General features: G+C 39.5%; 28 protein-coding genes, 1 other RNA gene and 1 pseudogene. 9 read left to right on the plus strand and 21 right to left on the minus strand.

Features of this window, described 5'->3' with window-relative positions; genetic code table 11:
• Nucleotides 1–9: 9 nt before the first annotated feature.
• The 4 genes from GNP35_RS15680 to GNP35_RS08880 form a co-directional block, all read right to left on the minus strand.
• Nucleotides 10–279 (minus strand): hypothetical protein, encoded by a 270-nt coding sequence (locus GNP35_RS15680; protein WP_230961349.1) that lies wholly within the window; start codon nucleotides 277–279, stop codon nucleotides 10–12.
• 13 nt (nucleotides 280–292) lie between these two features.
• Nucleotides 293–1171: a FecR family protein gene (locus GNP35_RS08870; RefSeq protein ID WP_230961350.1), complete on the minus strand. Its 879-nt coding sequence runs from the start codon at nucleotides 1169–1171 to the stop codon at nucleotides 293–295.
• 9 nt (nucleotides 1172–1180) lie between these two features.
• A complete protein-coding gene (locus GNP35_RS08875) occupies nucleotides 1181–2491 on the minus strand; it encodes a surface lipoprotein assembly modifier (protein ID WP_155695761.1) in 1311 nt (436 codons plus the stop codon).
• A gap of 134 nt (nucleotides 2492–2625) precedes the next feature.
• The gene (locus tag GNP35_RS08880) at nucleotides 2626–3381 is read right to left on the minus strand and encodes an AraC family transcriptional regulator (protein ID WP_155695762.1); all 756 of its coding nucleotides are present in this window, start codon (nucleotides 3379–3381) and stop codon (nucleotides 2626–2628) included.
• A gap of 86 nt (nucleotides 3382–3467) precedes the next feature.
• Here GNP35_RS08880 and GNP35_RS08885 point away from each other — a divergent pair, with 86 nt between their 5' ends.
• Nucleotides 3468–4244, plus strand: a complete 777-nt coding sequence (locus GNP35_RS08885) for a haloacid dehalogenase type II (protein ID WP_155695763.1) — start codon at nucleotides 3468–3470, stop codon at nucleotides 4242–4244.
• Between the two features lie 66 nt (nucleotides 4245–4310).
• Here GNP35_RS08885 and rnpB read toward each other — a convergent pair.
• Together rnpB and rsmI are read right to left on the minus strand one after the other, a co-directional pair.
• Nucleotides 4311–4712, minus strand: an RNA gene (gene rnpB / locus GNP35_RS08890) — RNase P RNA component class A.
• A 159-nt stretch (nucleotides 4713–4871) separates the two neighbouring features.
• A complete protein-coding gene (gene rsmI / locus GNP35_RS08895; RefSeq protein ID WP_155695764.1) occupies nucleotides 4872–5708 on the minus strand; it encodes a 16S rRNA (cytidine(1402)-2'-O)-methyltransferase in 837 nt (278 codons plus the stop codon).
• A 102-nt stretch (nucleotides 5709–5810) separates the two neighbouring features.
• Here rsmI and GNP35_RS08900 point away from each other — a divergent pair, with 102 nt between their 5' ends.
• Genes GNP35_RS08900 through dolP form a run of 4 tightly spaced genes read left to right on the plus strand, consistent with a single transcriptional unit; the run spans nucleotide 5811 to nucleotide 9178 of the window.
• The gene (locus tag GNP35_RS08900) at nucleotides 5811–7652 is read left to right on the plus strand and encodes a penicillin-binding protein activator (protein WP_196492468.1); all 1842 of its coding nucleotides are present in this window, start codon (nucleotides 5811–5813) and stop codon (nucleotides 7650–7652) included.
• On the plus strand, nucleotides 7627–8001 hold the full coding sequence (locus GNP35_RS08905; RefSeq protein ID WP_196492469.1) for a YraN family protein: 375 nt from the start codon (nucleotides 7627–7629) through the stop codon (nucleotides 7999–8001). The genes GNP35_RS08900 and GNP35_RS08905 overlap by 26 nt, the downstream gene beginning before the upstream one ends.
• The gene (locus GNP35_RS08910) at nucleotides 7998–8585 is read left to right on the plus strand and encodes a D-sedoheptulose-7-phosphate isomerase (protein WP_155695767.1); all 588 of its coding nucleotides are present in this window, start codon (nucleotides 7998–8000) and stop codon (nucleotides 8583–8585) included. Before GNP35_RS08905 ends, GNP35_RS08910 begins: the two co-directional genes overlap by 4 nt.
• Nucleotides 8586–8617: 32 nt before the next feature.
• Nucleotides 8618–9178: a division/outer membrane stress-associated lipid-binding lipoprotein gene (dolP, locus tag GNP35_RS08915; RefSeq protein ID WP_155695768.1), complete on the plus strand. Its 561-nt coding sequence runs from the start codon at nucleotides 8618–8620 to the stop codon at nucleotides 9176–9178.
• A gap of 83 nt (nucleotides 9179–9261) precedes the next feature.
• Here the strand turns inward: dolP and GNP35_RS08920 are convergent, their stop codons facing one another.
• From GNP35_RS08920 to zapE, 8 genes are all read right to left on the minus strand, one after another.
• Nucleotides 9262–9747 (minus strand): ClpXP protease specificity-enhancing factor, encoded by a 486-nt coding sequence (locus GNP35_RS08920; RefSeq protein WP_155695769.1) that lies wholly within the window; start codon nucleotides 9745–9747, stop codon nucleotides 9262–9264.
• 14 nt (nucleotides 9748–9761) lie between these two features.
• Nucleotides 9762–10385, minus strand: coding sequence for a stringent starvation protein SspA (sspA, locus tag GNP35_RS08925; RefSeq protein ID WP_155695770.1), 624 nt, complete (start codon nucleotides 10383–10385; stop codon nucleotides 9762–9764).
• 97 nt (nucleotides 10386–10482) lie between these two features.
• A complete protein-coding gene (locus GNP35_RS08930) occupies nucleotides 10483–11232 on the minus strand; it encodes a cytochrome c1 (protein WP_155695771.1) in 750 nt (249 codons plus the stop codon).
• A complete protein-coding gene (locus tag GNP35_RS08935; protein WP_155695772.1) occupies nucleotides 11232–12500 on the minus strand; it encodes a cytochrome b in 1269 nt (422 codons plus the stop codon). Before GNP35_RS08935 ends, GNP35_RS08930 begins: the two co-directional genes overlap by 1 nt.
• Nucleotides 12500–13096, minus strand: a complete 597-nt coding sequence (gene petA, locus GNP35_RS08940; RefSeq protein WP_155695773.1) for a ubiquinol-cytochrome c reductase iron-sulfur subunit — start codon at nucleotides 13094–13096, stop codon at nucleotides 12500–12502. Before petA ends, GNP35_RS08935 begins: the two co-directional genes overlap by 1 nt.
• A gap of 208 nt (nucleotides 13097–13304) precedes the next feature.
• Entirely contained in the window at nucleotides 13305–13697 is a 393-nt protein-coding gene (rpsI, locus tag GNP35_RS08945) for a 30S ribosomal protein S9 (protein WP_155695774.1), read from the minus strand.
• 14 nt (nucleotides 13698–13711) lie between these two features.
• Nucleotides 13712–14140 carry a 50S ribosomal protein L13 gene (gene rplM, locus GNP35_RS08950; RefSeq protein ID WP_155695775.1) on the minus strand — a complete coding sequence of 143 codons (429 nt, stop codon included), beginning with the start codon at nucleotides 14138–14140 and terminating at the stop codon, nucleotides 13712–13714.
• A gap of 211 nt (nucleotides 14141–14351) precedes the next feature.
• Nucleotides 14352–15449: a cell division protein ZapE gene (gene zapE, locus GNP35_RS08955; RefSeq protein WP_155696087.1), complete on the minus strand. Its 1098-nt coding sequence runs from the start codon at nucleotides 15447–15449 to the stop codon at nucleotides 14352–14354.
• Between the two features lie 130 nt (nucleotides 15450–15579).
• Here zapE and GNP35_RS08960 point away from each other — a divergent pair, with 130 nt between their 5' ends.
• From GNP35_RS08960 to GNP35_RS08970, 3 genes and pseudogenes are all read left to right on the plus strand, one after another.
• The gene (locus GNP35_RS08960) at nucleotides 15580–16017 is read left to right on the plus strand and encodes a ZapG family protein (RefSeq protein ID WP_155695776.1); all 438 of its coding nucleotides are present in this window, start codon (nucleotides 15580–15582) and stop codon (nucleotides 16015–16017) included.
• A gap of 107 nt (nucleotides 16018–16124) precedes the next feature.
• Nucleotides 16125–17508 (plus strand): annotated as a pseudogene (locus GNP35_RS08965) (DegQ family serine endoprotease).
• Nucleotides 17509–17616: 108 nt separating this feature from the next.
• Complete coding sequence (locus GNP35_RS08970; protein ID WP_330997753.1) at nucleotides 17617–18690, plus strand: trypsin-like peptidase domain-containing protein; 1074 nt, start codon at nucleotides 17617–17619, stop codon at nucleotides 18688–18690.
• A gap of 1 nt (nucleotide 18691) precedes the next feature.
• On the opposite strand, the gene ahpF is transcribed toward GNP35_RS08970, so the two are convergent.
• Together ahpF and ahpC are read right to left on the minus strand one after the other, a co-directional pair.
• A complete protein-coding gene (ahpF, locus tag GNP35_RS08975) occupies nucleotides 18692–20251 on the minus strand; it encodes an alkyl hydroperoxide reductase subunit F (RefSeq protein WP_155695777.1) in 1560 nt (519 codons plus the stop codon).
• A 53-nt stretch (nucleotides 20252–20304) separates the two neighbouring features.
• Nucleotides 20305–20874, minus strand: coding sequence for an alkyl hydroperoxide reductase subunit C (gene ahpC / locus GNP35_RS08980; protein WP_414153692.1), 570 nt, complete (start codon nucleotides 20872–20874; stop codon nucleotides 20305–20307).
• A gap of 144 nt (nucleotides 20875–21018) precedes the next feature.
• Between ahpC and GNP35_RS08985 the strand changes: the two genes are divergently transcribed.
• Nucleotides 21019–21921 carry a hydrogen peroxide-inducible genes activator gene (locus GNP35_RS08985; protein ID WP_155695779.1) on the plus strand — a complete coding sequence of 301 codons (903 nt, stop codon included), beginning with the start codon at nucleotides 21019–21021 and terminating at the stop codon, nucleotides 21919–21921.
• Nucleotides 21922–22025: 104 nt separating this feature from the next.
• Here GNP35_RS08985 and murA read toward each other — a convergent pair whose 3' ends face one another.
• The 5 genes from murA to mlaD are packed head-to-tail and all read right to left on the minus strand — an operon-like array spanning nucleotide 22026 to nucleotide 24995.
• Nucleotides 22026–23285, minus strand: coding sequence for a UDP-N-acetylglucosamine 1-carboxyvinyltransferase (murA, locus tag GNP35_RS08990; RefSeq protein ID WP_155695780.1), 1260 nt, complete (start codon nucleotides 23283–23285; stop codon nucleotides 22026–22028).
• A 12-nt stretch (nucleotides 23286–23297) separates the two neighbouring features.
• Nucleotides 23298–23555 (minus strand): BolA family protein, encoded by a 258-nt coding sequence (locus tag GNP35_RS08995; RefSeq protein ID WP_155695781.1) that lies wholly within the window; start codon nucleotides 23553–23555, stop codon nucleotides 23298–23300.
• 15 nt (nucleotides 23556–23570) lie between these two features.
• Complete coding sequence (locus tag GNP35_RS09000) at nucleotides 23571–23870, minus strand: STAS domain-containing protein (protein WP_155695782.1); 300 nt, start codon at nucleotides 23868–23870, stop codon at nucleotides 23571–23573.
• A 9-nt stretch (nucleotides 23871–23879) separates the two neighbouring features.
• Nucleotides 23880–24521, minus strand: a complete 642-nt coding sequence (locus tag GNP35_RS09005; protein WP_155695783.1) for an ABC transporter substrate-binding protein — start codon at nucleotides 24519–24521, stop codon at nucleotides 23880–23882.
• Nucleotides 24522–24524: 3 nt separating this feature from the next.
• Nucleotides 24525–24995: an outer membrane lipid asymmetry maintenance protein MlaD gene (mlaD, locus tag GNP35_RS09010; RefSeq protein WP_155695784.1), complete on the minus strand. Its 471-nt coding sequence runs from the start codon at nucleotides 24993–24995 to the stop codon at nucleotides 24525–24527.
• Nucleotides 24996–25005: the final 10 nt, after the last annotated feature.

Genomic DNA, 25005 nt, shown 5'->3' on the forward strand with positions numbered 1-25005 from the left:
CTAACAAGTTTACTTTACCTTGAATGAGCCATTCAGTTTGTGTTCTGGTACTAGTATTTCGAATAACTCGAAGTTGCCTGTAATAGAGTCTCCACCATCAGTGAAAACTCCATCAATTGAGCCAGTCGCTTTTTCATCCCCGTATGATGCGAAAGTAACGGCTAAATCAATATCAGTGACGTTGATTAAACCACTAAATGCAGCATACCACTCGCCTCCTGAATCTACCGCAGTAAGTGACCCATCACTAACAACTCCGTTATCAAAATTAACGGACATTGATAACCCAAAGTCACGAAACACTACCTAAATTTGAGGTAACTTCCGCTTGCTCTAATGTTTCGTACGTATAGCTACCAGTACGTGTTGCTAAAGCATCTGCCAATGTCGTTTCTGAAGACACTAGGAATTGTTGTTCACTATAAATAGAGTTATCAACTTCAGAGTTGGTTATTATTGAATCTACATTTTCTAAATCTTGTTGTTCTGAAACGGACACTATTGATTCATCGACACTTTCAGGCTCACTGGTCTCTTCAGAGTTGGAACTAGAGACTTTAGTAGAGTGCCCTTGCTCAAATATGGATGGTGGCGCAAGAAGTTCAGTGATGGTTCCATCCATTGATACTTTACCAAATGAGAACGCTTCATCCTGGCCAAATGACACGGTACTTTCATCATTTGACATCAAGTCAATGGCGCCGTCCCAAACCGCTATAAACATATCATCATTAACCATAGCCAACTCAAAGTGTGTACCTCTGATACCAATTGATCCTACGGGCGTTTTTACCTGATAGTCACCACCGTGCTTTTTTATTTGTCCTGAGATTGATCTGAGGCCGCCTTTTACTAACTCGATAACTGCAGAGCCCTGTTTTGATTCTGGATCATAGGCATAGCTTGATATAAAAACTTCAGAATTTGGCTTTATGCTTAAAAGCCCTCCGTCAGACATAGAAAATTGAGCTCTGCCTGTTTCTTTAGTAATAACCTTATCAACACTGAAAATAGGTGCTCGACGTTTTAATGGTCTGGATTCTTGGCTACGAGCATCAAATGCTTGAACGTCGCCACGAGACATAATTGTTTTTCCCGCGTTTTCAGCAGCTAACAAGCTAGGTGTGTAAATGGTTGAAATTACCAAAGACAAAAATATTAACTTACGCATTTAATTCTCCTAAAACTGGTACTTTAATGTCAACGCTGTATCAAACCTGTCGTATTCGTATAGGCTCAAATTACTGGATTTATTTTGGTAGCTTAACAAGCCTTGAACACTCAGCTTCTTATTAATCTTGTATTGAATTGTGTTTGTTAATTGACGAAGCGTTTCCTTTCTTTTTACTAAAAACAAAGGATGCAAATCGTCAAAAGATTGCTTCTGGTATGAGAACATTGCTAGATAAAACATAGAATCATTAAAAGCGTAGATCATTTGATAGCTCAAGCCTGCACTGTCTTTAGCGTTATACTTTCCTATGTCTAAACTAGACTCTTCATCAATATAAAAAATGCTAACCTTGTGCAATGCCTGTTGCCCTAAATAAGTGGCGCCTAGGTTAAATTTTAGTAATTCAGCATCCAGACTTTCAATTTCTTTATTATCTAACCAGCCAAATCCTATCGAGCTTGATAATAAGTACTGTTTATTCAACTTATGTTCGGCCCCAAATGAAAACTCAGTTTCAGCGCGATAGAAGTCGCCTTTCAGTAATAAAGGAGTAATTGAACCTTTCCCAATATATGTTGTACTTTCTTTTTTAAAACGATATTCACCAGCGATATTGGCTATGGTTCGGTTATATTGACCTTCGTTCGCGTACTGAAAATCATTCACACCCCAACTCAGCCTAATACCCTGTTGCTGTGATAGTTTTTTCTTGTATGAACCATTGTAAGCAAGTCTCCAATAGTGCCCTGAAAGCTCTTGGCTTGCTTTTGATAGAGGAATGTCATTATTTAAAGAGGGAATAAAAATTGAATCTTCCGATGTGCCAGCATTGATATTAGAGTCTTGACCAAAAGTTAATCCAACACTATTATTTAACGTGCCATCTAAACTTGCAGTAACAGTGTTAATTTCTAATTCTAATTTTGCGACCTTTTTTAACTGAGCGTTGCTAAGTGCTTCACCCTTAAGTGCTGCCAATTCAGCTGAAGAAGCGGCGATATTATTTGCCTTTAAATATGCATTAGCGAGTAATATTCTTGCATCGTGCCAATTGGGAGCCGATGCAATCACTCGTTCAAAGGCAAAGACGGATTCGTGAACTTTGTTAACTTTTAAAGCCGCTAAACCTAGTAAAAAGTCAAATTTAGGCTCACCTAACAGTTCACTATTCTCACTGGCTAGATTGTAAGCTTCGACAGGTTTGTTATTCAGTAATAACTCTTGAACTTGCTTTTCAATCGGCTCGCTTACTAATACTTCTTCTGCATAACTAGACATTGAAGCCAAAGCTAAAAACATTACCGCTAAAAACCGCATTTATATTCCTTTTTAGAACAACGCATTGCCAAAGGTCTATTATAGGTTTAGTAGGCAAAACTGTCGAGTTTCTCATCAACGTATTTACCTTTGAGCTTATATCAAAATTAAAGAAGATAAAAATCACATGCCTACTAATGCTGTCGACTCATTTGAGTAGGAGAAACGCCATAAGTAGATACAAAGGCTCGACAAAATGCATCACCGCTTGCGTAGCCATATTTGTTTGCAACTTCCTTTACTCTCTTACCATTTAATATTGCAAGACGAGCGGCCGTCATTCTCCATAACCTAACGTAAGTAATGGGAGAATATCCCAACACTTTATTAAATACGGCCATAAACTGGGATCGTGACATTGCTGCGATTTCCACAAAATCCTCAATTTTCCAAGGGTAATGGGGGTTGTCATGAATAGCCACCACCACATGTCGTAACTTAGGGTGAGCTAATCCTGCAAAAATTCCTGTTTCAATTTTCCCTTCAGCTATTTGGTGACGCAGAATATTGACAACGAGTAAGTCACATAAACGATCTAGCGCGAATCGCGCTCCACATCTAGACATGGAAGCTTCGGTTACAATCAAATGAGCAATGCCCTGCACGTTACTTTTTCCGCCGAATTCATTTGGGTGTTTTAAATCTATTTCAACATACTCAGGCATAGCTTGATGAAGAGGGTTTTTGTTATCACCAATATCCACATGTATGCAAACAAGTGGTTCGGATTCAATAGGCACCAAAGCATTAGGATCAACCACTAGAACCAGTTTATCTAAACAAGTTTGGTCACCATAAATAAAAAGGTTGGCACCTTCAGAAGATAATAAACATTCAGCTTTAACTTCAAAGTTTGAAAGTAGGCTGGATAAACGATCAAGATGAGACATAAGCGGACTTCCTGTAAGACAAATAAGACTTTAACCAACAATAAGTCCATTACTATATCAGTACTTCGAATAAATTAGGTAATTCTATGTCTCTATGTTCATCTATAAAAATGTACGCCCTTTCAATTTTTGTTTTATTTAGTGTGTCATCTAACGCCAATACTGCAGAGGAAAAGCAACCTATGTCAAAACCTAAAGTTATCATCTTTGATGTAAACGAAACACTTCTAGACCTAGCGCCACTGAAAGTATCAGTAGGCAAGGCAATGGACGGACGTGAAGACTTACTTCCGCTATGGTTCTCAACTATGTTGCATTACTCCCTTGTTGATACACTAACAGAGGAATATCACGACTTTGGACAAATCGGTGCTGCAGCATTAATGATGTTAGCGCAGAGCAATAATATAGAGCTTTCCCTAGAACAAGCTCGCGAAGCTATCGTAAATACAATCACCAAGTTACCCGCTCACCCTGACGTAAAGCCAGCGCTAAAAACACTTTCTGACCAAGGCTTTTACATTGTTAGTTTAACCAACTCATCTAATGCAGGTGTTGCAGCTCAGTTTGAACACACAGGTTTAACTTCATTTTTTAAGCATCGCTTTAGTGTTGAAGACGTCAAGGCATTTAAACCAGCTCGAAAAACTTATGAATGGGTTTTAAAAGAGTTGAACGTTAACGCTAGTGACGTATTAATGGTAGCGGCGCATCCATGGGATTTAGCAGGTGCAAAAGCAGTGGGACTTCAAACTGCATTTGTTCGTCGTTCTGGTACATCACTTTACCCTCTAGCTCAGTCGCCAGATTATCAAGTAAATGACCTTCACGAATTGATAAACGTGTTGGCTAAACTTAAATAATAAGCTGGTAACCAAACGGCTAAACAGGAACGAACTTCAAGGATGAGGATTTTTTATTGGGAAGAAGGTGCGAGATGGCCGATAAGCCGGGTTTTGTCTTGGACAATCATTCGTCTAGGCCAATAATTGCTTATTGGCTCAAGCTTTCTACCCGGTTCCGACGTGGGCCACGCCTGTACTTCAAGAGTACTGGAACCCTATTTGAAATTGCTCCGAGTGGAGTTTACCGTGCCACGAACTATTACTAGCCGCGCGGTGCGCTCTTACCGCACCCTTTCACCCTTACCTGTGCTTAGTTGCCCAAGCCATCGGCGGTATACTCTCTGCTGCACTGGTCGTAGGCTCGCGCCTCCCAGAAGTTATCTGGCACTCTGCCCTTTGGAGCCCGGACTTTCCTCCCCTCTATCCGTCTGCTTATGAGTAAACTCAAAAACACAACGATAAAGCAGCGATTGTCTGGCCATCTCGCGGCGCGGATTATAACGGATTTACAAACGATATGCATTAACGGATTTTGTTTTGACTAAGCTAAGTACTTTGTCTGCCTCAAACCGATATTTTATTTTTAGTTTAAGGCTACATAAGGTTTTTATTTAAGGCTACATAAGGTTTAGGCCAATGCTAAATTTATTCCTGCCAAGTCAGCGCCAGCTTATATAAGTCATTCTTTTTTAAATCATGAATTTTTGCCGTAATAGCCGCGGCTTTTTTAGTTGGCAACTCTTCCATCAACGACTTCAGCAACATCTCAGCTTCAGGTGACAAAGCAGACTCTTCTTTATTTGGCGCTAACATGAGTACCATTTCGCCTTGTTGGCGGTTTTTGTCTTCACCAAACCAATCGATAATCTCTTGTGCTGTGCCGGATTTAAAAGACTCATAATGTTTAGTGAGTTCTTTGGCTACAACAACTTGTTTATCCTCACCTAGAGCTTCTATTACGTGTTTTAAAGAATCAATAATACGCCTAGGGCTCTCATAAAAAACCGTTGTAAAGTCGGCATTTTTATAGGAGGTTAATACTGATATTTTAGCTTGTTGTTTCACTGGTAAAAAACCTGCAAACAAAAACTTATCTGTTGGCAAACCAGCTGCGCAAAGTGCCGTAATTACTGCACTAGGGCCTGGTATAGGCGTAACCTGAACATCTTGTTCACGTGCTAAGTTAACTAAATTGTATCCAGGATCAGAAATGAGTGGCGTGCCTGCGTCGCTAATCAGCGCTATGCTTTTACCTTGTTCAATTTGATCAAGTAAAGACTGTGCTTTTTGCTTTTCATTATGGTCATGCAATGGAAACATTTTAGTCTTGATGCCAAAGTGACTAAGTAACTTACCACTATGGCGAGTGTCCTCAGCAGCTATGAGGTCAACCTCATTTAACGTATCTAGTGCACGCTGGGTAATGTCGGAAAGATTTCCAATAGGCGTTGCAACAATATATAAAATTCCAGGATTCGACATCATGACCTCTTTAAGCCGTTGTTTATAGCAGTATTCACTTGTATGATACCTGCTTAACTTTGCTTCTTATATTGTTTTTTACGTCTACTAAGGTAAATGACTGTGATTCGTTCGATTGTCCTGATAATAGTAATATCTGCATTGGTTGCCTGTGGCAGTACACCAGAAAAACAAAATCAAACCACGACTCCAGTTACTGCGGTAAATGAAGTTGTAGACCCATACAAAGATAGTCAATTTTATCTTAAACAGGCGAGCAATACAGATAGAAAAAGTGATCAACAGAGTTTTCTTATTTTAGCCACAAAGTCTGCTATCCAAGAAAAAAAGCCGTTACTATTTATCGAATCAATTTTAAGCAATATTGATGTCCAAGATCGTCATTCCGTAATGTTAGACATAGAACTAGCAAAGGCCTTACTTTACACAGGCAATACTGAGTCAGCAGAAATTGTTGTACAAAGGCTACAGCAAGGTTCAATTTCGCCGCGTTTTGCAATAACGATGCGAGTTCTAGACGCACAGCTTCAATCTATTCAAGAAAACCACTTAGGGGTTGTTAAGTCATTATTTCAGCTGCAGTCTTTATATGAAAATCAAATATCGACCTCAGATCAAATATTAGTAAACAACCTAATCTGGAAACACATTCTTAAGGTTCCTTACCAAACATTAACTAGATTCAGAACAGACTTTGGCACTTCCTCTGAAGCATGGATTGATTTGGCTAATATAATCGGACAATACATTTCTGATCCGGTCGCCTTGCCTTCACAACTTGATCGGTGGCAACGTATTTATCCAAATACTGTAACTCTCGAAGAATTACCTTTGCAGGTTCAGCAATTATTAGTAGTTGAACCTTACAAGCCAACAACTATTGGTTTGTTGCTGCCTTTGTCAGGCAAATTATCAAAACTAGCTATTACTATCCGAGATGGGTTTATTTCGGCCAAACCTTTTGACTCCCTAACTACCATTCATGTTTTAGATACGAGCCTTTTAACTTTAGAAGAAATTGACGCCAAGATTACAGAACGTGGTATTGATTTTATTGTTGGGCCTTTAGAAAAAGACACCGTATCCAGCTTCCAACAAAGCAAAGTCATCTCAACAATTCCAAGACTAAACCTCAACATTCCGGAAATAGTGCCAACACAATACGACAATACGCCTGACAGTTATTATTACTCACTAGCCCCAGAAGATGAGATAGAGCAAGCGATAGACTTGTTTTTGGAACGTGAAGTAAAAACACCCGCCGTTATATTTGCCGACAATACCTTAGGTAAACGATTATTTGAGCGCTTTAATTCTGCGTGGTTCGAAGCGACTGGCAAACAAGCAGAGTCTATTGCATTTAGAAATCGTTCTAAACTAGGTGAAGCCGTACAACAATTGCTAGATGTTGATGCAAGTCAAGCCCGTATCAACGAAATGAAAAAGCTATTTGGTAGCCGATTAGAAACGGAAGCTAGAAGTCGCGCCGATATCGATGCGGTTTATGTTATTGCCAACTCTCAGCAAACACGCCTAATTAAGCCTTTTTTCGACGTAAACATTAGTGCGTTTGGCAAGCGTCTTCCTATATTTGCATCCAGTAGAAGTTATGTTGTGGATGAATCGGTACAACAAAAAAGAGATCTGAATGGCATGATGTTTACTGAAATGCCTTGGTTAATTAAAAATACTGAACCACAACTTCATGATTTATATGCCAAGATAGGTGAACAGCAAACTCAATCTAAAAAGCTATTTGCGTTTGGCTACGACGCTTACAACCTTATCTTTGCCCTTAAACAGTTAAAAATACTGCCTTCACAATCTCTAAATGGATTAACAGGTATGTTAAGTGTAAAAGATAACCTTACCATTAAGCGTCAGTTAAGTTGGTCGCGATATGTGCAAGGAAAAATCATTGTCCAACCAGAGCAAAACAAATAACCAAACTGCCAAGCAAAAAGTAGGCTCGTTAAAAGAGCAACAAGCCAAAGATTTTTTAATTGATAGCGGACTCTATTTTGTTGACCAAAATTTTAACTGTAAGCTTGGCGAAGTTGACTTAATTTTTACTAATTATGATAAAACCACGTTCATATTTGTAGAAGTACGATACAGAAAGAACAGTGCTTTTGGTGGTGCAGCGCAGTCCGTTACTTATCAAAAACAACAAAAAGTAAAAAAAGCCGCGATTTTTTATCTGCAGAAACGTAAACTAGACCCAAATATTCGATTTGACGTAATCGCGTTCGAAAACAACCAGCTCAACTGGATTCAAAGTGCATTTTCATGAATGACAATAAAATAAAACAACTTTATACCTCTAACATTCAGAACTTCATCGCCTCTGGTGATCAGAATGCCGATAACATAGCCTTGTCGGCTGCTGTAATCGCTCAAACCTTATTGTCAGGCAACAAGGTAATAACCTGTGCTGATTCTATGGCTAAAATGATGGCAGAGCATTTTGCTGGCATTCTTGTTAACTTTTATGAAATAGAAAGACCTTGCCTTCCGGCGATATCGCTCAACGATCATGTACAGAATTGTGGCCAAGAGGAAATTAACCTTTCACATTTCCAAGACCGCTTTGCTCGTCAAATTAGGGCAATTGGTAATGAACAGGACGTATTAGTGGTATTTTCCTTAAATAATAAGGAACCTTCTATTAAAGCCGCACTCGAAACAGCATTAACTCGAGATATTAAAGTGGTCGCGTTTACATCGGATGACGGCGGCGAGATCGCAGGCATGCTTGGTGACAACGATATTGAGATTAGGTTACCTACTAATAAACCAAGTAGAACGTTAGAAATCCAACTTTTCACTGTTCACGTATTGAGTGAACTAATCGACGAAGTTATCTTCTCTATGTAACTTTTTGCAGGATTTAGGATTTAGGATTTATCATGAAAAAGTATGTTTTATTGTTATTAAGTTGTCTACTTGTTCAAGGCTGTGTTGAAACAGCAATTGTCGCCAGTGCCGTTTCTGCAGTAAGTGCAGCAAACGATCCGCGTTCAGTGGGCAAACAAATTGACGACAACGGGATTGAAGTAAGAGCAACGGTACAGCTTATGAAAGATGCCGACATCAGTGATAATACAAATATTACGATTGTTAGCTATAACGGCCAATTGTTAGCCGTTGGACAAGCTCCTACGCAGTCTTTAATCAATAAAGCTGATGCAATTTTAAAGAACGTTGACCACGTAGTTAAAGTTCACAACCAAATTAAAATAGGCCCATTAGCAACCATTGGTAGTAAAGCTAAAGATGCTTGGATCACAACCAAAGTTAAGTCAGCCTATTTAACAAGCGACACAATAGATAGCGGAAATATAAAAGTGGTTACAGAAAACCAAGAAGTTTATCTAATGGGGATCGTAGACGGAGAGCAGGCAAATCAAGCTGCTACTATTGCATCAAAAGTAAGTGGTGTTTTGAAAGTCATTAAAGTGTTTCAATAGCGCTTTAGCTTTTACAGTTAAGATATAAAAAAACCAGCAAGCGCTGGTTTTTTGTTATTCAAATAAAACTAATTTTGACTTTATTACTTTACGATAGACAAATGATTACGCTTTTTATCGTTACCTGTTGATTCTGGCTTCTTGCCATCTTCGTCAGAAGAACTTAACACAGTAAACTGTGGTTTAGGCTCTTCCAGCTTTTCAACTTCAGGGCTCTCAGGCTCATCTAGCGGTGACAATTCAAAACCTTCAATATCATAATCTTCAGGTGGGAACATAGTCCCTGCGCCATTCTCACGCGCATATATAGCTGATACAGCATACATAGGTACGTAAACTTCAAATGGAACGCCACCAAATCGAGCAGAAAAAGTTAACTGCTCATTTGTGATCAATAAACTTTGAACTGCACTTGGACTAATATTAAGCACTACTTGTCCATCTTTAACACTTTGCGGCGGAACTTGAACATGAGGCAAATCAGCTTCCACAACTAAATAAGGTGTGTGTTCATTATCCAAAATCCAGTCGTAAAACGCCCTCAATAAGTAAGGGCGATTAGGAGTCATGTTATCCATAGCGTCTAGTAAGTGCTACGAATGTCTTTTTCTACGTCTGTTAAAGACGCTTGGAAAGATTCACGTTCAAATACACGTAACATATAAGTTTTGATGTCTTTTGCAGCTGCACCTGAAAGCTCAATGCCCCAAGATGGTAAACGCCATAAAAGCGGTGCTAAGTAACAATCTACTAAGCTGAACTCATCGCTCATGAAATAAGGGTCTTCAGCAAATATTGGTGCAATCGCTAAGATCTCTTCTTTCAATTGTTGACGAGCAGTTTCATCGCCAGCTTCAATTTTACGAGTTAACGAATACCAATCATTTTCGATTCTATCCATCATTAAACGACAACGGCCACGAGCAACTGGATAAACAGGCATTAGTGGAGGATGAGGAAAGCGTTCGTCTAAATATTCATTAATAATATTTGCACGGTATAAACCAAGCTCTCTATCAATTAACGTTGGTACGTTGCCATACGGGTTAACTTCATAAAGGTCTTCAGGCATGTTATCTGGAGTTACATAGTGAATATCTACGTTAACACCTTTTTCCGCTAATACGATGCGGACCTGATGACTATACATGTCGTTCGCACCAGAAAATAAAGTCATTACCGCTCGTTTGTTTGCAGACACTGCCATTTATTTCTCCAAAATCTTTCAAATTTCATTATCAAAAAAGGGGCGAAACACCCCTTTTGTCTAAAAATAGCTGCTAAGTTATTATAACTATTAACAATTATTTTTTGATGTCTCTCCAGTACTCTTTCTTAAGAAGTACTGCAAATATCCAGAAGATGAAACAATATATTAGTGCTTTCCAGCCAATGCTTTCACGCTCTAATATCATCGGTTCACCGATATAAACCATAAAGTTAGTTAGGTCTAACATCGCTCTGTCATATTCATCTTCACTTAGCTCACCAGAGCCATCAGACTGAATACCAACAAATTCTTGAACCATTTCACCATCAATCATACGTTCTTCATAAACTTTCTCAGGCACACCTTGAAGTTCTTGAAGTACGTGTGGCATACCAACGTCTTTAAATACTGTGTTGTTCACGCCAAATGGGCGAGAAGGGTCAACATAAAAAGATTTAAGGTAGCTATAAATCCAGTCAGGACCTCGAAGACGAGCTTCAAGTGTTAAATCTGGAGGAGCTGCACCAAACCATTTAGCAGCGTCTTCTTTTGGCATTGCATTTTTAATATGCTCACCAACTTTAGTATCTTTAGTGAAAACCAAGTTTTCCATACCAACTTCAAGAGGAATACCTAAGTCGTTAAAGGTACGCTCATAACGTTGAAACTGCATTTGGTGACAACCTAAGCAGTAGTTCATGAATAATTTAGCACCACGCTGAAGCGATGCCTTATCCGTTTGATCTATATCTGCTTTATAAGGAAGCTCAGCGCCTCCAGCAGCAGAAACTGCAGTTGAGGCCATTCCAGCTAATAAGCCAAGAGTTAGAATAAGTTTTTTCATTATTTCGTAATCCTTTCTGGCAGTGGCTTAGTCTTTTCGTTTTTGCTGTACAACCAAAGTAATACAAAGAAACCAAAATACATAACGGTAAAGACTTTAGAAATCATCTCTTTAAATGGAGTACCTGGTGTGCCACCTAAGTAACCTAAAATAACAAACACGATTGCGAATATAATTAGGTTCCACTTGTGTAGTCCACAACGGTAGCGCCATGAGCGAACTTTACCGCGGTCTATCCAAGGTAATAATGCCAACATGATAATTGCACCAAACATTGCTACAACGCCACCAAACGGATTTGGAACCGCTTTTAGGATTGCATAGAAAGGCGTGAAGTACCAAACAGGGAATACATGCTCAGGCGTTTTCAAGTTGTTCGCCATTTCAAAGTTTGGATGTTCAATAAACTTACCGTACATGTCTGGGTTAAAGAACATGACATAACAGAAGAAGAAAATGAATACACCAAACGCCATAAGGTCTTTCAGAACCATATGCGGGAAGAATGGTACAACGTCATCTAATAAGTCTTTCTTAGACGTGTAGTATTCATGGAATTCAAATTTAGTTTTTTCATCGTCAGATAATGAGCCTTTAGGGCGTTTAACATCAACACCGTCTGGGTTATTAGAGCCAACCTCATGAAGCGCAACAATGTGAAGGAATACTAAGATAACGATAATTAGAGGCAATGCAATTACGTGCAATGCAAAGAATCGGTTTAGGGTTGCACCAGATACCACGTAGTCACCACGAATCCATAGTGCTAAGTCTTCACCAATAACAGGGATAGTACCGAATAAGCCAATGATTACCTGCGCACCCCAGTAAGACATTTGTCCCCATGGAAGTAGGTAACCCATAAAGGCTTCAGCCATAAGTGCTAGGTATATAAACATACCAAATAACCACAGTAACTCTCTAGGCTTCTGGTAAGAGCCATACATCATGCCGCGGAACATATGTAGGTATACAACCACAAAGAATGCCGAAGCACCAGTTGAGTGCATGTATCGGATAATCCAACCATACTCAACGTCTCTCATGATGTACTCAACAGAAGCAAAAGCTCCTGCTGCAGAAGGTTCGTAACTCATTGTTAACCAGATACCAGTAACGATTTGGTTAACTAATACGATAGTGGCTAGAAAACCAAAAACGTACCAGAAGTTCATGTTTTTTGGTGCTGGGTATTGCGCCATGTGCATGTTATAAACACGCGTCATAGGAATACGAGCATCAATCCAATCTACTAGATTTTTGAACATTATGCTGCTCCTTCCTGATCTTCACCGATCAAGATATTGTTATCATCGATATAGTAGTGAGGAGGAACTTGTAAGTTAGCACCCGCTGGTACACCGCTAAATACGCGACCAGCCATATCAAACTTAGAACCATGGCATGGGCAATAAAAACCAGCGTTAACACCTTCAACTACTTCTTCGTAACCTTCTGACATGTAAGTTGGTGAACAACCTAAATGAGTACAGATACCTACGGCTACAAATATTTCACGGCGCTTAGAACGATGAAGGTTTTGTGCATAAGCAGGTTGCTGTTCAACTTCAGAGTTTGCATCTTTTAAGTTGTCAGCAGAAATGTCTTCAATTGTCTTAAGCATTTCTGGAGTACGATAGATAACCCAAACTGGTTTACTTCGCCACTCAACACGAATCAACTGACCCGGTTCAATTTTTGTAATGTCAACTTCAACTGGAGCGCCGGCCGATTTAGCTCGGGCACTAGGATTCCAGGAAGCAATAAATGGCACAGCCGCTGCCACTGCTCCAGCACCACCAATAACTGATGTTGCTACAGTGAGGAAACGACGACGACTATTGTCTACAGGCGCATTGCTCATCCAATATTCTCCGCGATTAGGATTAATAAGCGTTTTATGAAGCGTTCTAAAAAGACCAACTTCTTAAAAATTTGGTAATTTAAGAGATTCTACCGAAAAAGCCCCATGTAAAACAAGGCAATATAAGAATATAGAAGATTATTTTCATTTTGATATAAAAAAGCCCGCAAAATGCGGGCTTTTTGAGCAAATAATTGCAAAGCAAATATTAACGTTTTGAGAACTGCGTTTTCTTACGAGCTTTCTTAAGACCAACTTTCTTACGTTCAACGCGACGAGCGTCACGAGTAACGAAGCCAGCTTGACGAAGAGATGGACGAAGTGATTCGTCATATGCCATAAGAGCACGTGTGATTCCGTGACGGATCGCACCAGCTTGACCAGTAGTACCACCACCTGTAACAGTGATGTAAAGGTCAAATTTCTCAAGAAGTTCAACTAACTCTAGAGGTTGACGAACAACCATACGAGCCGTTTCACGACTGAAGAATTCTTCAATTGAACGTTTGTTAATTAGGATGTTGCCTGTACCTGGACGTAAGAAAACACGAGCAGTAGAGCTCTTACGACGACCAGTTCCGTAGTATTGAGTATCAGCCATTTTAGTAATGCTCCTTAAAGTTCTAATGCTTTAGGTTGCTGAGCAGCATGGTTATGCTCTGCACCTGTGTACACTTTTAGTTTACGGAACATTGCACGACCTAATGGACCACGTGGCAACATGCCTTTAACTGCTTTTTCGATGATCATTTCAGGCTTCTTAGCTTGCAAATCATCAAAGTTAATTTCTTTAATACCACCTGGGTAACCAGAGTGTGAGTAGTACATTTTACCTTGGCCTTTGTTGCCAGTAACTTGCACTTTCTCTGCATTAACAACGATGATGTAATCACCAGTGTCCATGTGCGGAGTGTACTCAGGTTTATGCTTTCCACGTAAACGTAGAGCAATCTCAGTTGCGATACGACCAAGGGTTTTGCCCTCGGCGTCAACAACGTACCAATCACGAGTGATTGTTGAAGGTGTTGCAGTAAAGGTTTTCATTTTATCTTGAACCTAACATTTAATAGTTATAAGCCAGTAGTTTGAGTATCAAACTACACCATTTCATTCGCACCCCTTCGAGTGCACAACCAGTTGTAGGCTAATACAAAAGGTTAGTAACGGTGGGTAGGGGCGGCATTATACAGAAAGCGTAGAAAAGATCACCATCTCATATTGATTTTTTCGATCTAATTTAAGGTGTGCACAATCTTCACGCTAAATGAGGTTCAGCTAAGTACTCGTGACTTTGCATTTCTTGGAGTCGGCTAACGCATCGCTTAAATTCAAATTGTAATCCGCCCTCACTATAAAGCTCATCTAAAGCAACACTTGCTGAAATAATAAGTTTCACTTTACGTTCGTAAAACTCATCAATCATTGAAATAAATCGTCGCGCAGCATCGTCATTGTCTTTGCTCATTTGAACCACATTTGATAATAAAACAGAGTGGTAAATCTTACTTATCTCAATAAAGTCTAACTGTGAACGGGCGGTATTGCAGATGGCATCAAAATCGAACCAAACAACGCCGTCAGCTACCATTCTTGTATCAATAAGACGATTCTCTATTTCGATTTTAGAGTTAGCTGTGCCCTCTTCAGGTGCTAATTGACTAAAATAGCTAGATAAATTTGTTTCAGCCTTGTTGTCCAAAGGAAAGTGAAATATTTCAGCTTGTTCTAGCGTTCGTAAACGATAATCAACACCTGAGTCAACATTAACAATGTCACAATGCTGATTCAGCAGCGCAATTGCTGGTAAAAAACGAGCTCGCTGAAGACCATTTTTGTAAAGGTCATTCGGAACAATATTTGAAGTTGTAACAAACACCACGTTTAACTTAAACAACTCTTCCAACAAAGTACCTAAAATCATAGCGTCTGTTATATCGGAGACAAAAAATTCATCAAAACAAATCACTCTTGCCTCTTGTGCAAGATTTTTAGCTACAATTTTTAAAGGATCGGATTGTCCCTGCAAATCCTTCATTTGATCATGAACTTTGTGCATAAAGCGATGAAAATGAACTCTCAGCTTATTTTCAAAAGGCAGACTATGATAGAAGGTGTCCACTAGATACGTTTTTCCACGGCCAACGCCTCCCCAAAAGTATAACCCTTTTATCGGTTGCTTAGACTGAGAGGAAAACAACTTCTTGAAAAATGACGGTTCTTTAGGTTCACTTGTTAAGTCGTCGTATAAGCGCTGTAAGTTCTTAACGGCATTTTCTTGTGACAAATCATGTTGAAAATCTGTCCGAAGTAAATCGGTTTGATATTGTTGCCAAGGCGTAAATTGTGCTTGCATGTTCGACATATGACTTATAATGGGCTTATGTAATAAAAATTAATTGGAATAAATAAAATACTAACACGGCAAGGGCATTGTAAGACATAATGAATGCTCTATTCCCTGCTAATTTATTAAGGTTTTTATCATGGAAATAATTAATGGCTTTATATTTTTCTTAGTTGGTGTACTTGCAGGCATCGCGTTTATGATTATTAGAAGCAAGTTCTCGCCTGGTAGTAACGAGGTGAAAACTCAACTAGAACTGTATAAACAGGACAACGCTCAACTTAAACAAGAATGGCAAGACCAACTGGTTACATACAAAACCATATCTTCGCAGTTAAACGAGTTGTCGACCCAAATAGATCAACAAGTCGGTGATGCAAATCAAATATTGCACAAAGCACCTGCAAATAATGCATTTCCTTTTTTCTCTAATGAAGCAACAGAGTTTTTAAAAACGACAACGCCAGAAAAAAGAGAAAAAGTGAACTTATCAGACCAACCGCTTGATTACTCCAATGCTGGCTCTGGTGTATTTAAAGGCGTAACTCCTGAAAATACAGTTGAAAAAAATCATTAAAAACCCTATCTAGCGTCTAAGAATAAAATAATCCCAATTTTTATTTCTGAACTTAGACGCTTTTTGTCTGTCTGTATGAGTAATTCATTTAAAGGAGTACACCATTTATGGCAGTTTTGGTTAAATCTAATGTTTTTAAGGTCACAACGCTGGCCGCTATACTTTTAACAACATTACAATTCTCTCAGCCGTCTCATGCGGCTATTCCGTATTCAAGCCTAAAAGGCGCAGTTCCGTCTTTAGCGCCTATGGTAGAGCAAGTTACCCCAGCGGTTGTGAACATTTCCGTTGCAGGAAGCAAAGAAGTAAAAGCAGGAATGGACCCGTTTCAGTACTTCTTTGGTAATCGCCGAGGCCCTCAAGTCCAGGAAAGACCATTTAAAGGGCTCGGTTTCCGGCGTTATTATCGACAAAGATAAAGGTTACGTAGTAACTAATAACCATGTAATTGATGATGCTGACGAAATATTGGTGACGTTAAAAGACGGTCGTCAATTTGAAGCAAAAAAAATAGGCAGCGATGCACAAAGCGACGTGGCGCTATTAAAAATTGATCCTGACAACTTAGCTGAGATTAAGATTGCTGATTCAGATAAATTAAGAGTCGGAGACTTTGTAGTTGCCATTGGTAACCCTTTTGGTCTGGGCCAGACAGTTACCTCGGGCATTGTTAGTGCTAAAGGTCGTCATGGTTTATCGGCACCTAACCAACAAGGCCTAGAAGACTTTATTCAAACCGACGCAGCAATTAATAGCGGTAACTCAGGTGGTGCACTCGTTAATTTGCGCGGTGAGTTAGTTGGCATCAATACGGCTATTATCGCTCCAAATGGTGGCAACGTGGGTATTGGTTTTGCTATCCCGTCAATTATGATGAACAACTTGGTAAACCAACTCATCGAGTTTGGCGAAGTTAAACGTGGTGTACTAGGTATAACTGGTTACGACTTTAACGCTGACCTTGCAAAAACATTTGAGCTAGATATTGCCCAAGGTGCATTTGTACAACAAGTTATCCCTGACTCTTCAGCTGATAAAGGTGGCTTAAAATACGGCGACGTTGTAACCCACGTTGATGGGATTAGAATAAGTTCATTTAATGAATTGCGCAGTAAAGTATCAACCAAAGGGGCTGGCAGTAAAATAGAACTAACGGTTAACCGTAGTGGCGACGTTAAAAAAGTTGTTGTTGTACTTGGCGCTGCAGATAAACCTGCAATTACAGCAGGTAATATTCACCCAGCATTAAAAGGTGCAACCTTCATTACTGGAAACGCTGCAAATGGCGCTGCGGGTGTGCAGGTAAGTGAACTCGAAGAACGCTCACCGGCATCCATGTTAGGGCTAGAAAAAGATGATGTTATTATTGGTGTAAACCGAACTCGAATTCAAAGTGTGTCCGACTTACGTGACGCTTTGGAAGAGGCTAAAGGTGTAATGGCGTTAAATGTAGTTAGAGGAAACAGCTCTCTGTACATTTTAATCCGATAAAATAACGTCAAAACAATATGTTGTTACAAGTGAGCCTACTTTCTCCTATGAAAGTGGGCTCTTTTTGTTCTAAAATGAATAAAAATAAAATAAATATTCAGGATTGATGTGATTAATAAATTGAAGTTCATTTTTAACAGTGTCGCTTATGGACTTGCAGCTGCATTGATCGTTGTTATAGTAAATCCAGAATTACGAAATAATTTAGGCATTAATAAACTAACCACTAACGTAATGCGCCCAGCGGCTATGTCGTTTGCGTCGGCCGTGCAACAGGCAGCACCTTCGGTAGTAAACATCTATTCGGTGACCTCATCTAGGCAGCTTGCCAACCCTACCGATAAAATTAACGACTTAGGTTCCGGCGTCATAATGACTAGTAATGGTCACATCCTTACCAACTACCACGTGGTTGATAACGCAGAATCAATTTTGGTGCACCTTCAAGATGGTCGACAGTTTAATGCAGAAGTCATCGGCTTAGATAAAGTAACCGACTTAGCACTGTTAAAAATTAACGCAAACAACCTACCAACGATTCCTCAACAACCTGATTTAGAACCACAAGTTGGCGATATAGTGTTGGCCATTGGTAACCCTCTTAATTTTGGCCAAACCATCACCCAAGGTATTGTCAGTGCAACAGGAAAAAAAGGCTTAACTCCTGGCGCAACTTATAGTGACTTTATTCAAATGGATGCAGCCATCAACCTTGGTAACTCAGGTGGTGCTTTGGTTAACTCGCAAGGCATGTTAGTGGGGATTAATACTGCTGCATCGCCAGGAACTAACAACGGTGTCCAAGGAATCTTTTTTGCTATCCCTTACCAATTAGCAAAACGTATTATGAATAAACTGCTAGAGGACGGTGAAGTTAAGCGAGGTTATTTAGGATTAGAGGGTGAAGCTATCAATCAAGTTGGACAACCTGTTCGAAGCACAATTGAATCGATTGCCGGTATTCGCTTACATTATGTTGATCCACTTGGACCTGCTTGGCGATCAGGACTAAAACAAGGCGATGTCTTATTAGCGGTAAACAATAAGCAACTTGTAAGCTTTGCAGAACTGTTAGAGATTGTTGAGCATGTAGAACCAGGCCAAACAATCTCATTAACAGTATCTAGAAATAATCAAATTATAAAAATAGACGTTGAAGTGGGTAAGCTAGAAATCGACTAGCTTACAAACCTTCTCTGATTAGGTAGTCAAATGCGCTTAGCGACGCTTTGGCTCCTTCGCCCATTGATATTACGATTTGTTTATAAGGGACCGTTGTAACATCACCACAAGCAAAGATACCTTTCTCTGAAGTCTGCCCTTTTTCATCAATAATGATTTCTCCAAACTTCGTTCTTTCCAACGTGCCGTCTAAAAAGTCACTGTTTGGCAACAAACCAATTTGAACAAAAACACCGGCCAACTCAACTTCATGGTTAGTTTCTGTTTCTCGGTCAATGTATCGAATACTTGAAACTTTACCATCAGTCGCAACAATCTCTGACGTTGCAGCATTAGTAATCACAGTTACGTTGCTTCTCTCGTAAAGCTTTTCAACCAAGACTTTATCGGCTTTTAGTTCTGGCAAAAATTCAAAAACCGTTACACTTCTGACCATACCGGCTAAATCCAACGCCGCTTCTACACCAGAGTTACCACCACCAATAACCGCTACATCTTTACCTTTAAAGAATGGACCGTCACAATGAGGGCAGTAAGCAACGCCGTTACCAATATTTTCCACTTCACCAGGAACTCCTAGCTGTCTCCACTTAGCACCGGTGGCTACGATCAATGATTTAGTTTCTATTACTTCGCCAGAACTAAGGTGAACTTTCTTGATTTTGCCTTTTTCTACTTTATCCACTCTTAAGTGTTCTTTACGAGTAATGTCGTAGTCTTCCATATGTGCAAGCATGTTATTGGTCAACTGTGTGCCCGTTGTTTTGCTCACTGAAATTAAGTTTTCAATATCAACCGTGTCTTTAACCTGTCCACCAATTCTATCGGCGACCATAGTTACCGCTAAACCTTTCCTGGCACTATAAATAGCCGCAGCTACTCCAGCAGGACCACCACCAATAATTGTCACGTCTTGCAGAGGTAAACGGTCTTGATCATCTGCACTAAGCTCTACCGGAGCAACTTTTAATAACTTATCTACTAATTGAGCCGTATCAATTTTACCATTAGCAAATATTTCACCGTTTAAATAAACGCTTGGTACACCTTGTATGTTGCGTTCTTCAATAAGTGCTGGGTATAAACCACCATCTATCATTTCCGTAGAAATATTTTCATTTAACAATGCAAACTGATTAAGAGCTTGGACTACGTCTGGGCAGTTGTGGCAACTAAGGCTGATAAAGACTTCAAACTGCAGCTTTTTGTCTACATTTTGAATCAGTTTCATTAATTGTTTATCTAGCTTCAAATCCGTACCAGCTGACTGAAGGATAGCCAGGATCAAAGAGTTAAACTCATGTCCTGATGGAATTCCTGAGAAAAAGATCCCGTTAAAAGCGCCACCAACTTCTAAACCAAAGCTAATTGGGCTTCTTAAAACGTTAGGCTCATCTCTTTCTACTAAATGTAATTGTGAAGACACTGAACAAACTTGAGTTAAAAATTCTTTTAATTCCTGACGTTTAGGGTGCTCACCATTTTGTAGCACTAAAGTTACGTCGTTGGTCATGTCTTCTGTGTAGGCTTTTAATGCCTTTAAAATATCGTTACTTAACATTTTTAACTCTCCTAAAACTTAGGTGCCCTTTCGAGCACCTATATAGCTACTGCTTAGATTTTACCTACTAGGTCAAGGCTTGGTGTAAGTGTTGCTTGGCCTTGTTCCCATGCTGCTGGACATACTTCACCGTCGTTATCGCGAACATATTGTGCTGCTTTAACTTTACGTAACATGTCTTTTGCTGAACGACCGATACCACCTGCATGAATTTCTGCAACTTGGATAATACCGTCTGGGTCCGCTAAGAACGTACCACGGTCAGCCATGTGATCTTCTTCAATCATCACGTCAAAACCACGTGTAATGTGACCGGTTTGGTCGCCAAGCATTGGGAACTTGATTTTACCAATTGCGTCGCTTGAATCGTGCCATGCTTTGTGAGAGAAGTGAGTGTCAGTCGATACTGAGTAAACTTCTACACCTAACTCTTGCAACTCTTCGTATTGGTTTGCCATATCTTCAAGTTCAGTAGGACAAACAAATGTGAAGTCAGCTGGGTAGAATAAAAAGATTGCCCATTTACCTTTAACGTCTTCAGAAGTTACTGTTGTGAAGTCGCCATTGTGAAAAGCTTGAGTTGTGAACTCTGGGATTGATTTACCGATTAAAGACATATTGATTTCCTCTTTTAGTTTCATTTTTGATAGCAGCCTTTAAAAAGTGACTGCTTTATTTCGATGAATAGAGAATAGAGGACTTGAGTAATTTAGAAAAATTGATTAATTTGAACAATATATTCAAAAAAACAGAACCATGATTAAATTATGATATCCCTAAAACAACTGAGTTATGCGTTAGCAGTCCAAGAGCACATGCATTTCAAGAAGGCAGCAGATGCCTGTAACGTATCTCAATCAGCATTAAGTACTGCTATTACTGAATTAGAAAAACAGCTCGGCATTCAAGTTTTTGAACGAAATAACAAACAAGTCTTAGTTACACCTTCCGGTCAAATACTTTTGAAAACAGCGCAAAGCATAAAGCTGCAGGTAGACGACTTATATAAGCTGTCGCAAATGAATAAAGCACCGTTAACAACGCCAATGAACATTGGTGTCATCCCAACTATTGGTCCATACCTTCTGCCAAAGGTACTTCCTCAAGTTAGAAAAGAGTTCCCTGACTTTAAACTTCACTTAGTTGAAGACCAATCTCATGTGCTAGTGGAAAAGGTTAGAAAAGGCGATCTAGACTGCGCCATCCTTGCTTTACCTTATGACATTGAAGGTTTAATGGCCTTTGAATTTTGGAAAGAAGATTTCTTCTGGGTTTGTCATAAAGATGAATGCCCTAACAATTTACAAGAAATCTCAAGCAAAGACATGCAGATAGAGCGATTGATGTTACTTAAAGATGGTCATTGCTTAAAAGATCACGCCTTAGCAGCTTGCAGCCTAGAGAAATTGAATAGTAACGCTGATTTTAACTCAACTAGCTTAAATACACTTATTCAAATGGTTGTTGGAAAGCTAGGAACCACCTTAGTACCAGAAATGGCGCTAGACCAACTTATCCATACTGAATCTGAGTTAAGAGCTGTGCACCTTAATGAGCCAGGCCCACACCGTCGTTTAGCCTTTATTATTCGACCTAACTATGGCGGCACTATGAATGTTGAGTTGTTAATGTCTATATTTAAAAAGCAGTTAAACAACCTAGTCAGCTAAACTTGAGTCCAGCTAAACTAGAGCGTAGCTTGAGCATAACTACAGTTAAAAACAAAAAAGGGCCAACGGGCCCTTTTCTTTTAAATGATTTTATTAACGTATTGTTAATTATCAACTCGAGTAATATCAGCACCTAAGCCAACAAACTTTTGCTCAATATTTTCATATCCACGGTCAATATGAAAAACTTCATCAAGTTGCGTCGTGCCATCTGCAATTAATCCAGCTATAACTAAACTAGCTGACGCACGTAAGTCAGTAGATACAACTTGCGCCCCCATCAAGCTAGACTTTTCAGGACAAATTGCCGTGTTGCCTTCTAGCTGAATGTTTGCACCCATACGACGAAGTTCTGGTACATGCATAAAACGGTTTTCAAAAATAGTTTCAGTAATGGTACCAACGCCATTCGCCGCTACATTCAAAATAGTAAACTGAGCTTGCATGTCAGTTGGGAAACCAGGATGCGGTAACGTTTTAATATTAACGGCCTTTAGCTCACGTCCCGTCATATCAATAGAGATACTATTGTCATCCCAAGTTACAAGCGCATTTGCATCAAGTAACTTTTCAATAACAGGCTCTACTAATCGATAGTCTGTATTCTTACAAACCACTTTACCGCCAGTAACGGCAGCTGCAACTAAGAATGTGCCAGTCTCAATTCGGTCTGGAAGAATGGTATGTTTACAACCCGTTAGCTTTTCAACACCTTCAATAGTGATGTTATTGCTACCTGCACCGCTAATTCTTGCGCCCATTTTGTTCAAACAAACCGCTAAATCAACAATTTCAGGCTCACGAGCTGCGTTTTCTAGAACCGTTGTTCCTTCAGCCAACGTTGCCGCCATCATCAGGTTTTCTGTGGCACCAACACTAATAGTACTCATATAAATACGAGCGCCTTTCAAACGGCCATCAACTTTCGCGTTTACATAACCCGCTTCCACTGATATTTCAGCACCAAGCTTTTTTAAACCTTCAATATGTAAATCAACAGGACGTGCGCCAATGGCACAGCCGCCAGGTAATGAAACTTCTGCGTGGCCAAATCTAGCTAACAAAGGACCTAAAACAAGAATTGACGCTCTCATTTTATTCACCAGCTCGTATGGTGCTACAGTCGAATTAATGCTACCAGCATCAATCTGAATTTCATGGCCGTTGTTGATTACCTTAGTGCCAAACTGTTCTAACAGCTGGCAGGTAAATGTAATATCTCGTAAATTCGGAACATTGTCGAAATGACATACTTCTGTCGTTAAGATAGAACTAATAAGAATAGGGAGTGCGGCGTTTTTGGCACCAGAGATTGTGACTTCGCCGTTAAGCGTATTGCCACCTTTAATAAGCAATTTTTCCATAGGAGATTCTATCTAAAGCAGTGATTGAAGTTTTTTGTCTTTTTGCCATGCCGCCGGCGTGTAAGTTTTAATACTTACGGCGTGCATACTACCATCTGCAATATTAGCTAACAGAGGCTTATATACTAGTTGCTGTTGCTTTACGCGCGATAACGTCTCAAAAACATCGCCTACAGCTGTTATTTGATAGTGAGAACCATCTGACTTAACAATAACTTCGTCTAGCTCTATATTAGCTAGAAGAACTTCTTTTATCTTTTCAATATCCATCACAAATCCAAATATCTAACTACGTGTGTCATTCTTCAAAGGAAGTAACTCTAACACGTTGCTAATACTGGCTAAAGCTAATAATTGCTGAGGCTGATTTATTATTGATATTTGGTGTTTTAATTGATAGTGAGCAATCAACTTTAATAACCAGGCTAGGCCCGCTGTGTCGGTGTTTTCTACTTGAGATAAATCTAAAGTAATGTCTCCAGTGGTAACTGGGAAACGGTAGCAAGTGGGCGCACCTAACGTGAATCGGTCCAATTTGCCTGCCACAATCAATGTATCGTTTTCTAGCGAAAAACTAACCGACATAACGTTTAATTACCCTAAATCTTTTTTAACTATTGGCTTTTCAGCTTTCTCTAACAACAATTGAGTTACAGACTCAATACCTTGTTGACGAATTAAATTTTGTAGCTCGGCGCGTTTACTATCAAGTACGGATACACCCTCTGCGATCATATCGTAAGCGCTCCACTCACCGGTTTTTGAATTCTTTCGTAATTTAAAATCAATACGAATATCCGGCTTACCTTCATCAAGAACGCGGGTTTTTACAACCACTATTTTTTGACCATCTATTGCGTAAGCTGGCTCAAAAACCACTTGCTGATCATCATAAAGAGTTAAGATACCAGCATAAGTAGCAATTAAATATTTCTCAAACGACGCATAAAATTTCTCACGCTGAGCCTCGGTACTGCTTCTGTAATAAGGACCCAAAACCATTGCTGCTGCATATTTATGGTTAATTGCAGGGGCAAGTTGTTCTGCAACAACCACTCTTAATACTTCTGGATCTTTTACGATTTCAGTCTGTTCTTTTGTAATACGAGAAAACAACGCATCAGCAACACTACGTACCAACTCAAATGGGTTGTTGTTATTGTCTACCGCTTTTACAGATGGTACTAAAAGGCTTAAGGCCAATAAACTTAACGCTATAAAATTAAACTTTTTCATTTCTTAGTTATCACTCCCTTGATTAAATAAGAACTGTCCAATGAGCTCTTCTAAAACTAATGCGGACTTAGTATCTTCAATGTAATCTCCATCTTTGAGAATCGCAACGGTTTCATCAATGAAACCAGGCTCAAGACCAAGATACTGTTCACCTAACAAACCAGAAGTTAAAATGGCAATAGAACTGGTGTCAGGAAAGTTATCGTATTGTGCATCAATAGCTAACGTTGCAATAGGAGCATAATCAACTGGGTCCAATTGAATTGATTCAACTCGACCAACCACTACACCACCCACTTTTACCGCTGACCTAACTTTTAAACCACCGATATTACTGAACTTAGCCTTCAGTTGATAAGTTTCGCCTGAGCCTGTAACGCCTTGGCTAGCAACATTTAAGGCCAAAAATATAATTGCAGCGATACCTAACGCGACAAAAAAACCAACTAATACTTCTACTTTTTTTGATGTCATCATCTTTCCT

The organism is Psychrosphaera haliotis (genome assembly GCF_009728465.1).
GTDB lineage: Bacteria > Pseudomonadota > Gammaproteobacteria > Enterobacterales > Alteromonadaceae > Psychrosphaera > Psychrosphaera haliotis.

Bases quoted from the DNA above. Each gene is read 5' to 3' on its own strand.
- GNP35_RS08920 (WP_155695769.1), bottom strand. From the start codon at position 9,747: ATGACTCCTAATCGCCCTTACTTATTGAGGGCGTTTTACGACTGGATT.
- GNP35_RS09005 (WP_155695783.1), bottom strand. From the start codon at position 24,521: ATGAAAAAGTTTAATTTTATAGCGTTAAGTTTATTGGCCTTAAGCCTT.
- zapE (WP_155696087.1), bottom strand. From the start codon at position 15,449: ATGCAAGCACAATTTACGCCTTGGCAACAATATCAAACCGATTTACTT.
- sspA (WP_155695770.1), bottom strand. From the start codon at position 10,385: ATGGCAGTGTCTGCAAACAAACGAGCGGTAATGACTTTATTTTCTGGT.
- GNP35_RS08935 (WP_155695772.1), bottom strand. From the start codon at position 12,500: ATGTTCAAAAATCTAGTAGATTGGATTGATGCTCGTATTCCTATGACG.
- GNP35_RS15680 (WP_230961349.1), bottom strand. From the start codon at position 279: ATGTCCGTTAATTTTGATAACGGAGTTGTTAGTGATGGGTCACTTACT.
- GNP35_RS08870 (WP_230961350.1), bottom strand. From the start codon at position 1,171: ATGCGTAAGTTAATATTTTTGTCTTTGGTAATTTCAACCATTTACACA.
- GNP35_RS08960 (WP_155695776.1), top strand. From the start codon at position 15,580: ATGGAAATAATTAATGGCTTTATATTTTTCTTAGTTGGTGTACTTGCA.
- ahpF (WP_155695777.1), bottom strand. From the start codon at position 20,251: ATGTTAAGTAACGATATTTTAAAGGCATTAAAAGCCTACACAGAAGAC.
- GNP35_RS08985 (WP_155695779.1), top strand. From the start codon at position 21,019: ATGATATCCCTAAAACAACTGAGTTATGCGTTAGCAGTCCAAGAGCAC.
- GNP35_RS08910 (WP_155695767.1), top strand. From the start codon at position 7,998: ATGAATGACAATAAAATAAAACAACTTTATACCTCTAACATTCAGAAC.
- GNP35_RS09000 (WP_155695782.1), bottom strand. From the start codon at position 23,870: ATGTCGGTTAGTTTTTCGCTAGAAAACGATACATTGATTGTGGCAGGC.
- dolP (WP_155695768.1), top strand. From the start codon at position 8,618: ATGAAAAAGTATGTTTTATTGTTATTAAGTTGTCTACTTGTTCAAGGC.
- petA (WP_155695773.1), bottom strand. From the start codon at position 13,096: ATGAGCAATGCGCCTGTAGACAATAGTCGTCGTCGTTTCCTCACTGTA.
- rpsI (WP_155695774.1), bottom strand. From the start codon at position 13,697: ATGGCTGATACTCAATACTACGGAACTGGTCGTCGTAAGAGCTCTACT.
- GNP35_RS08875 (WP_155695761.1), bottom strand. From the start codon at position 2,491: ATGCGGTTTTTAGCGGTAATGTTTTTAGCTTTGGCTTCAATGTCTAGT.
- mlaD (WP_155695784.1), bottom strand. From the start codon at position 24,995: ATGACATCAAAAAAAGTAGAAGTATTAGTTGGTTTTTTTGTCGCGTTA.
- rplM (WP_155695775.1), bottom strand. From the start codon at position 14,140: ATGAAAACCTTTACTGCAACACCTTCAACAATCACTCGTGATTGGTAC.
- GNP35_RS08995 (WP_155695781.1), bottom strand. From the start codon at position 23,555: ATGGATATTGAAAAGATAAAAGAAGTTCTTCTAGCTAATATAGAGCTA.
- GNP35_RS08880 (WP_155695762.1), bottom strand. From the start codon at position 3,381: ATGTCTCATCTTGATCGTTTATCCAGCCTACTTTCAAACTTTGAAGTT.
- GNP35_RS08930 (WP_155695771.1), bottom strand. From the start codon at position 11,232: ATGAAAAAACTTATTCTAACTCTTGGCTTATTAGCTGGAATGGCCTCA.
- GNP35_RS08885 (WP_155695763.1), top strand. From the start codon at position 3,468: ATGTCTCTATGTTCATCTATAAAAATGTACGCCCTTTCAATTTTTGTT.
- rsmI (WP_155695764.1), bottom strand. From the start codon at position 5,708: ATGTCGAATCCTGGAATTTTATATATTGTTGCAACGCCTATTGGAAAT.
- murA (WP_155695780.1), bottom strand. From the start codon at position 23,285: ATGGAAAAATTGCTTATTAAAGGTGGCAATACGCTTAACGGCGAAGTC.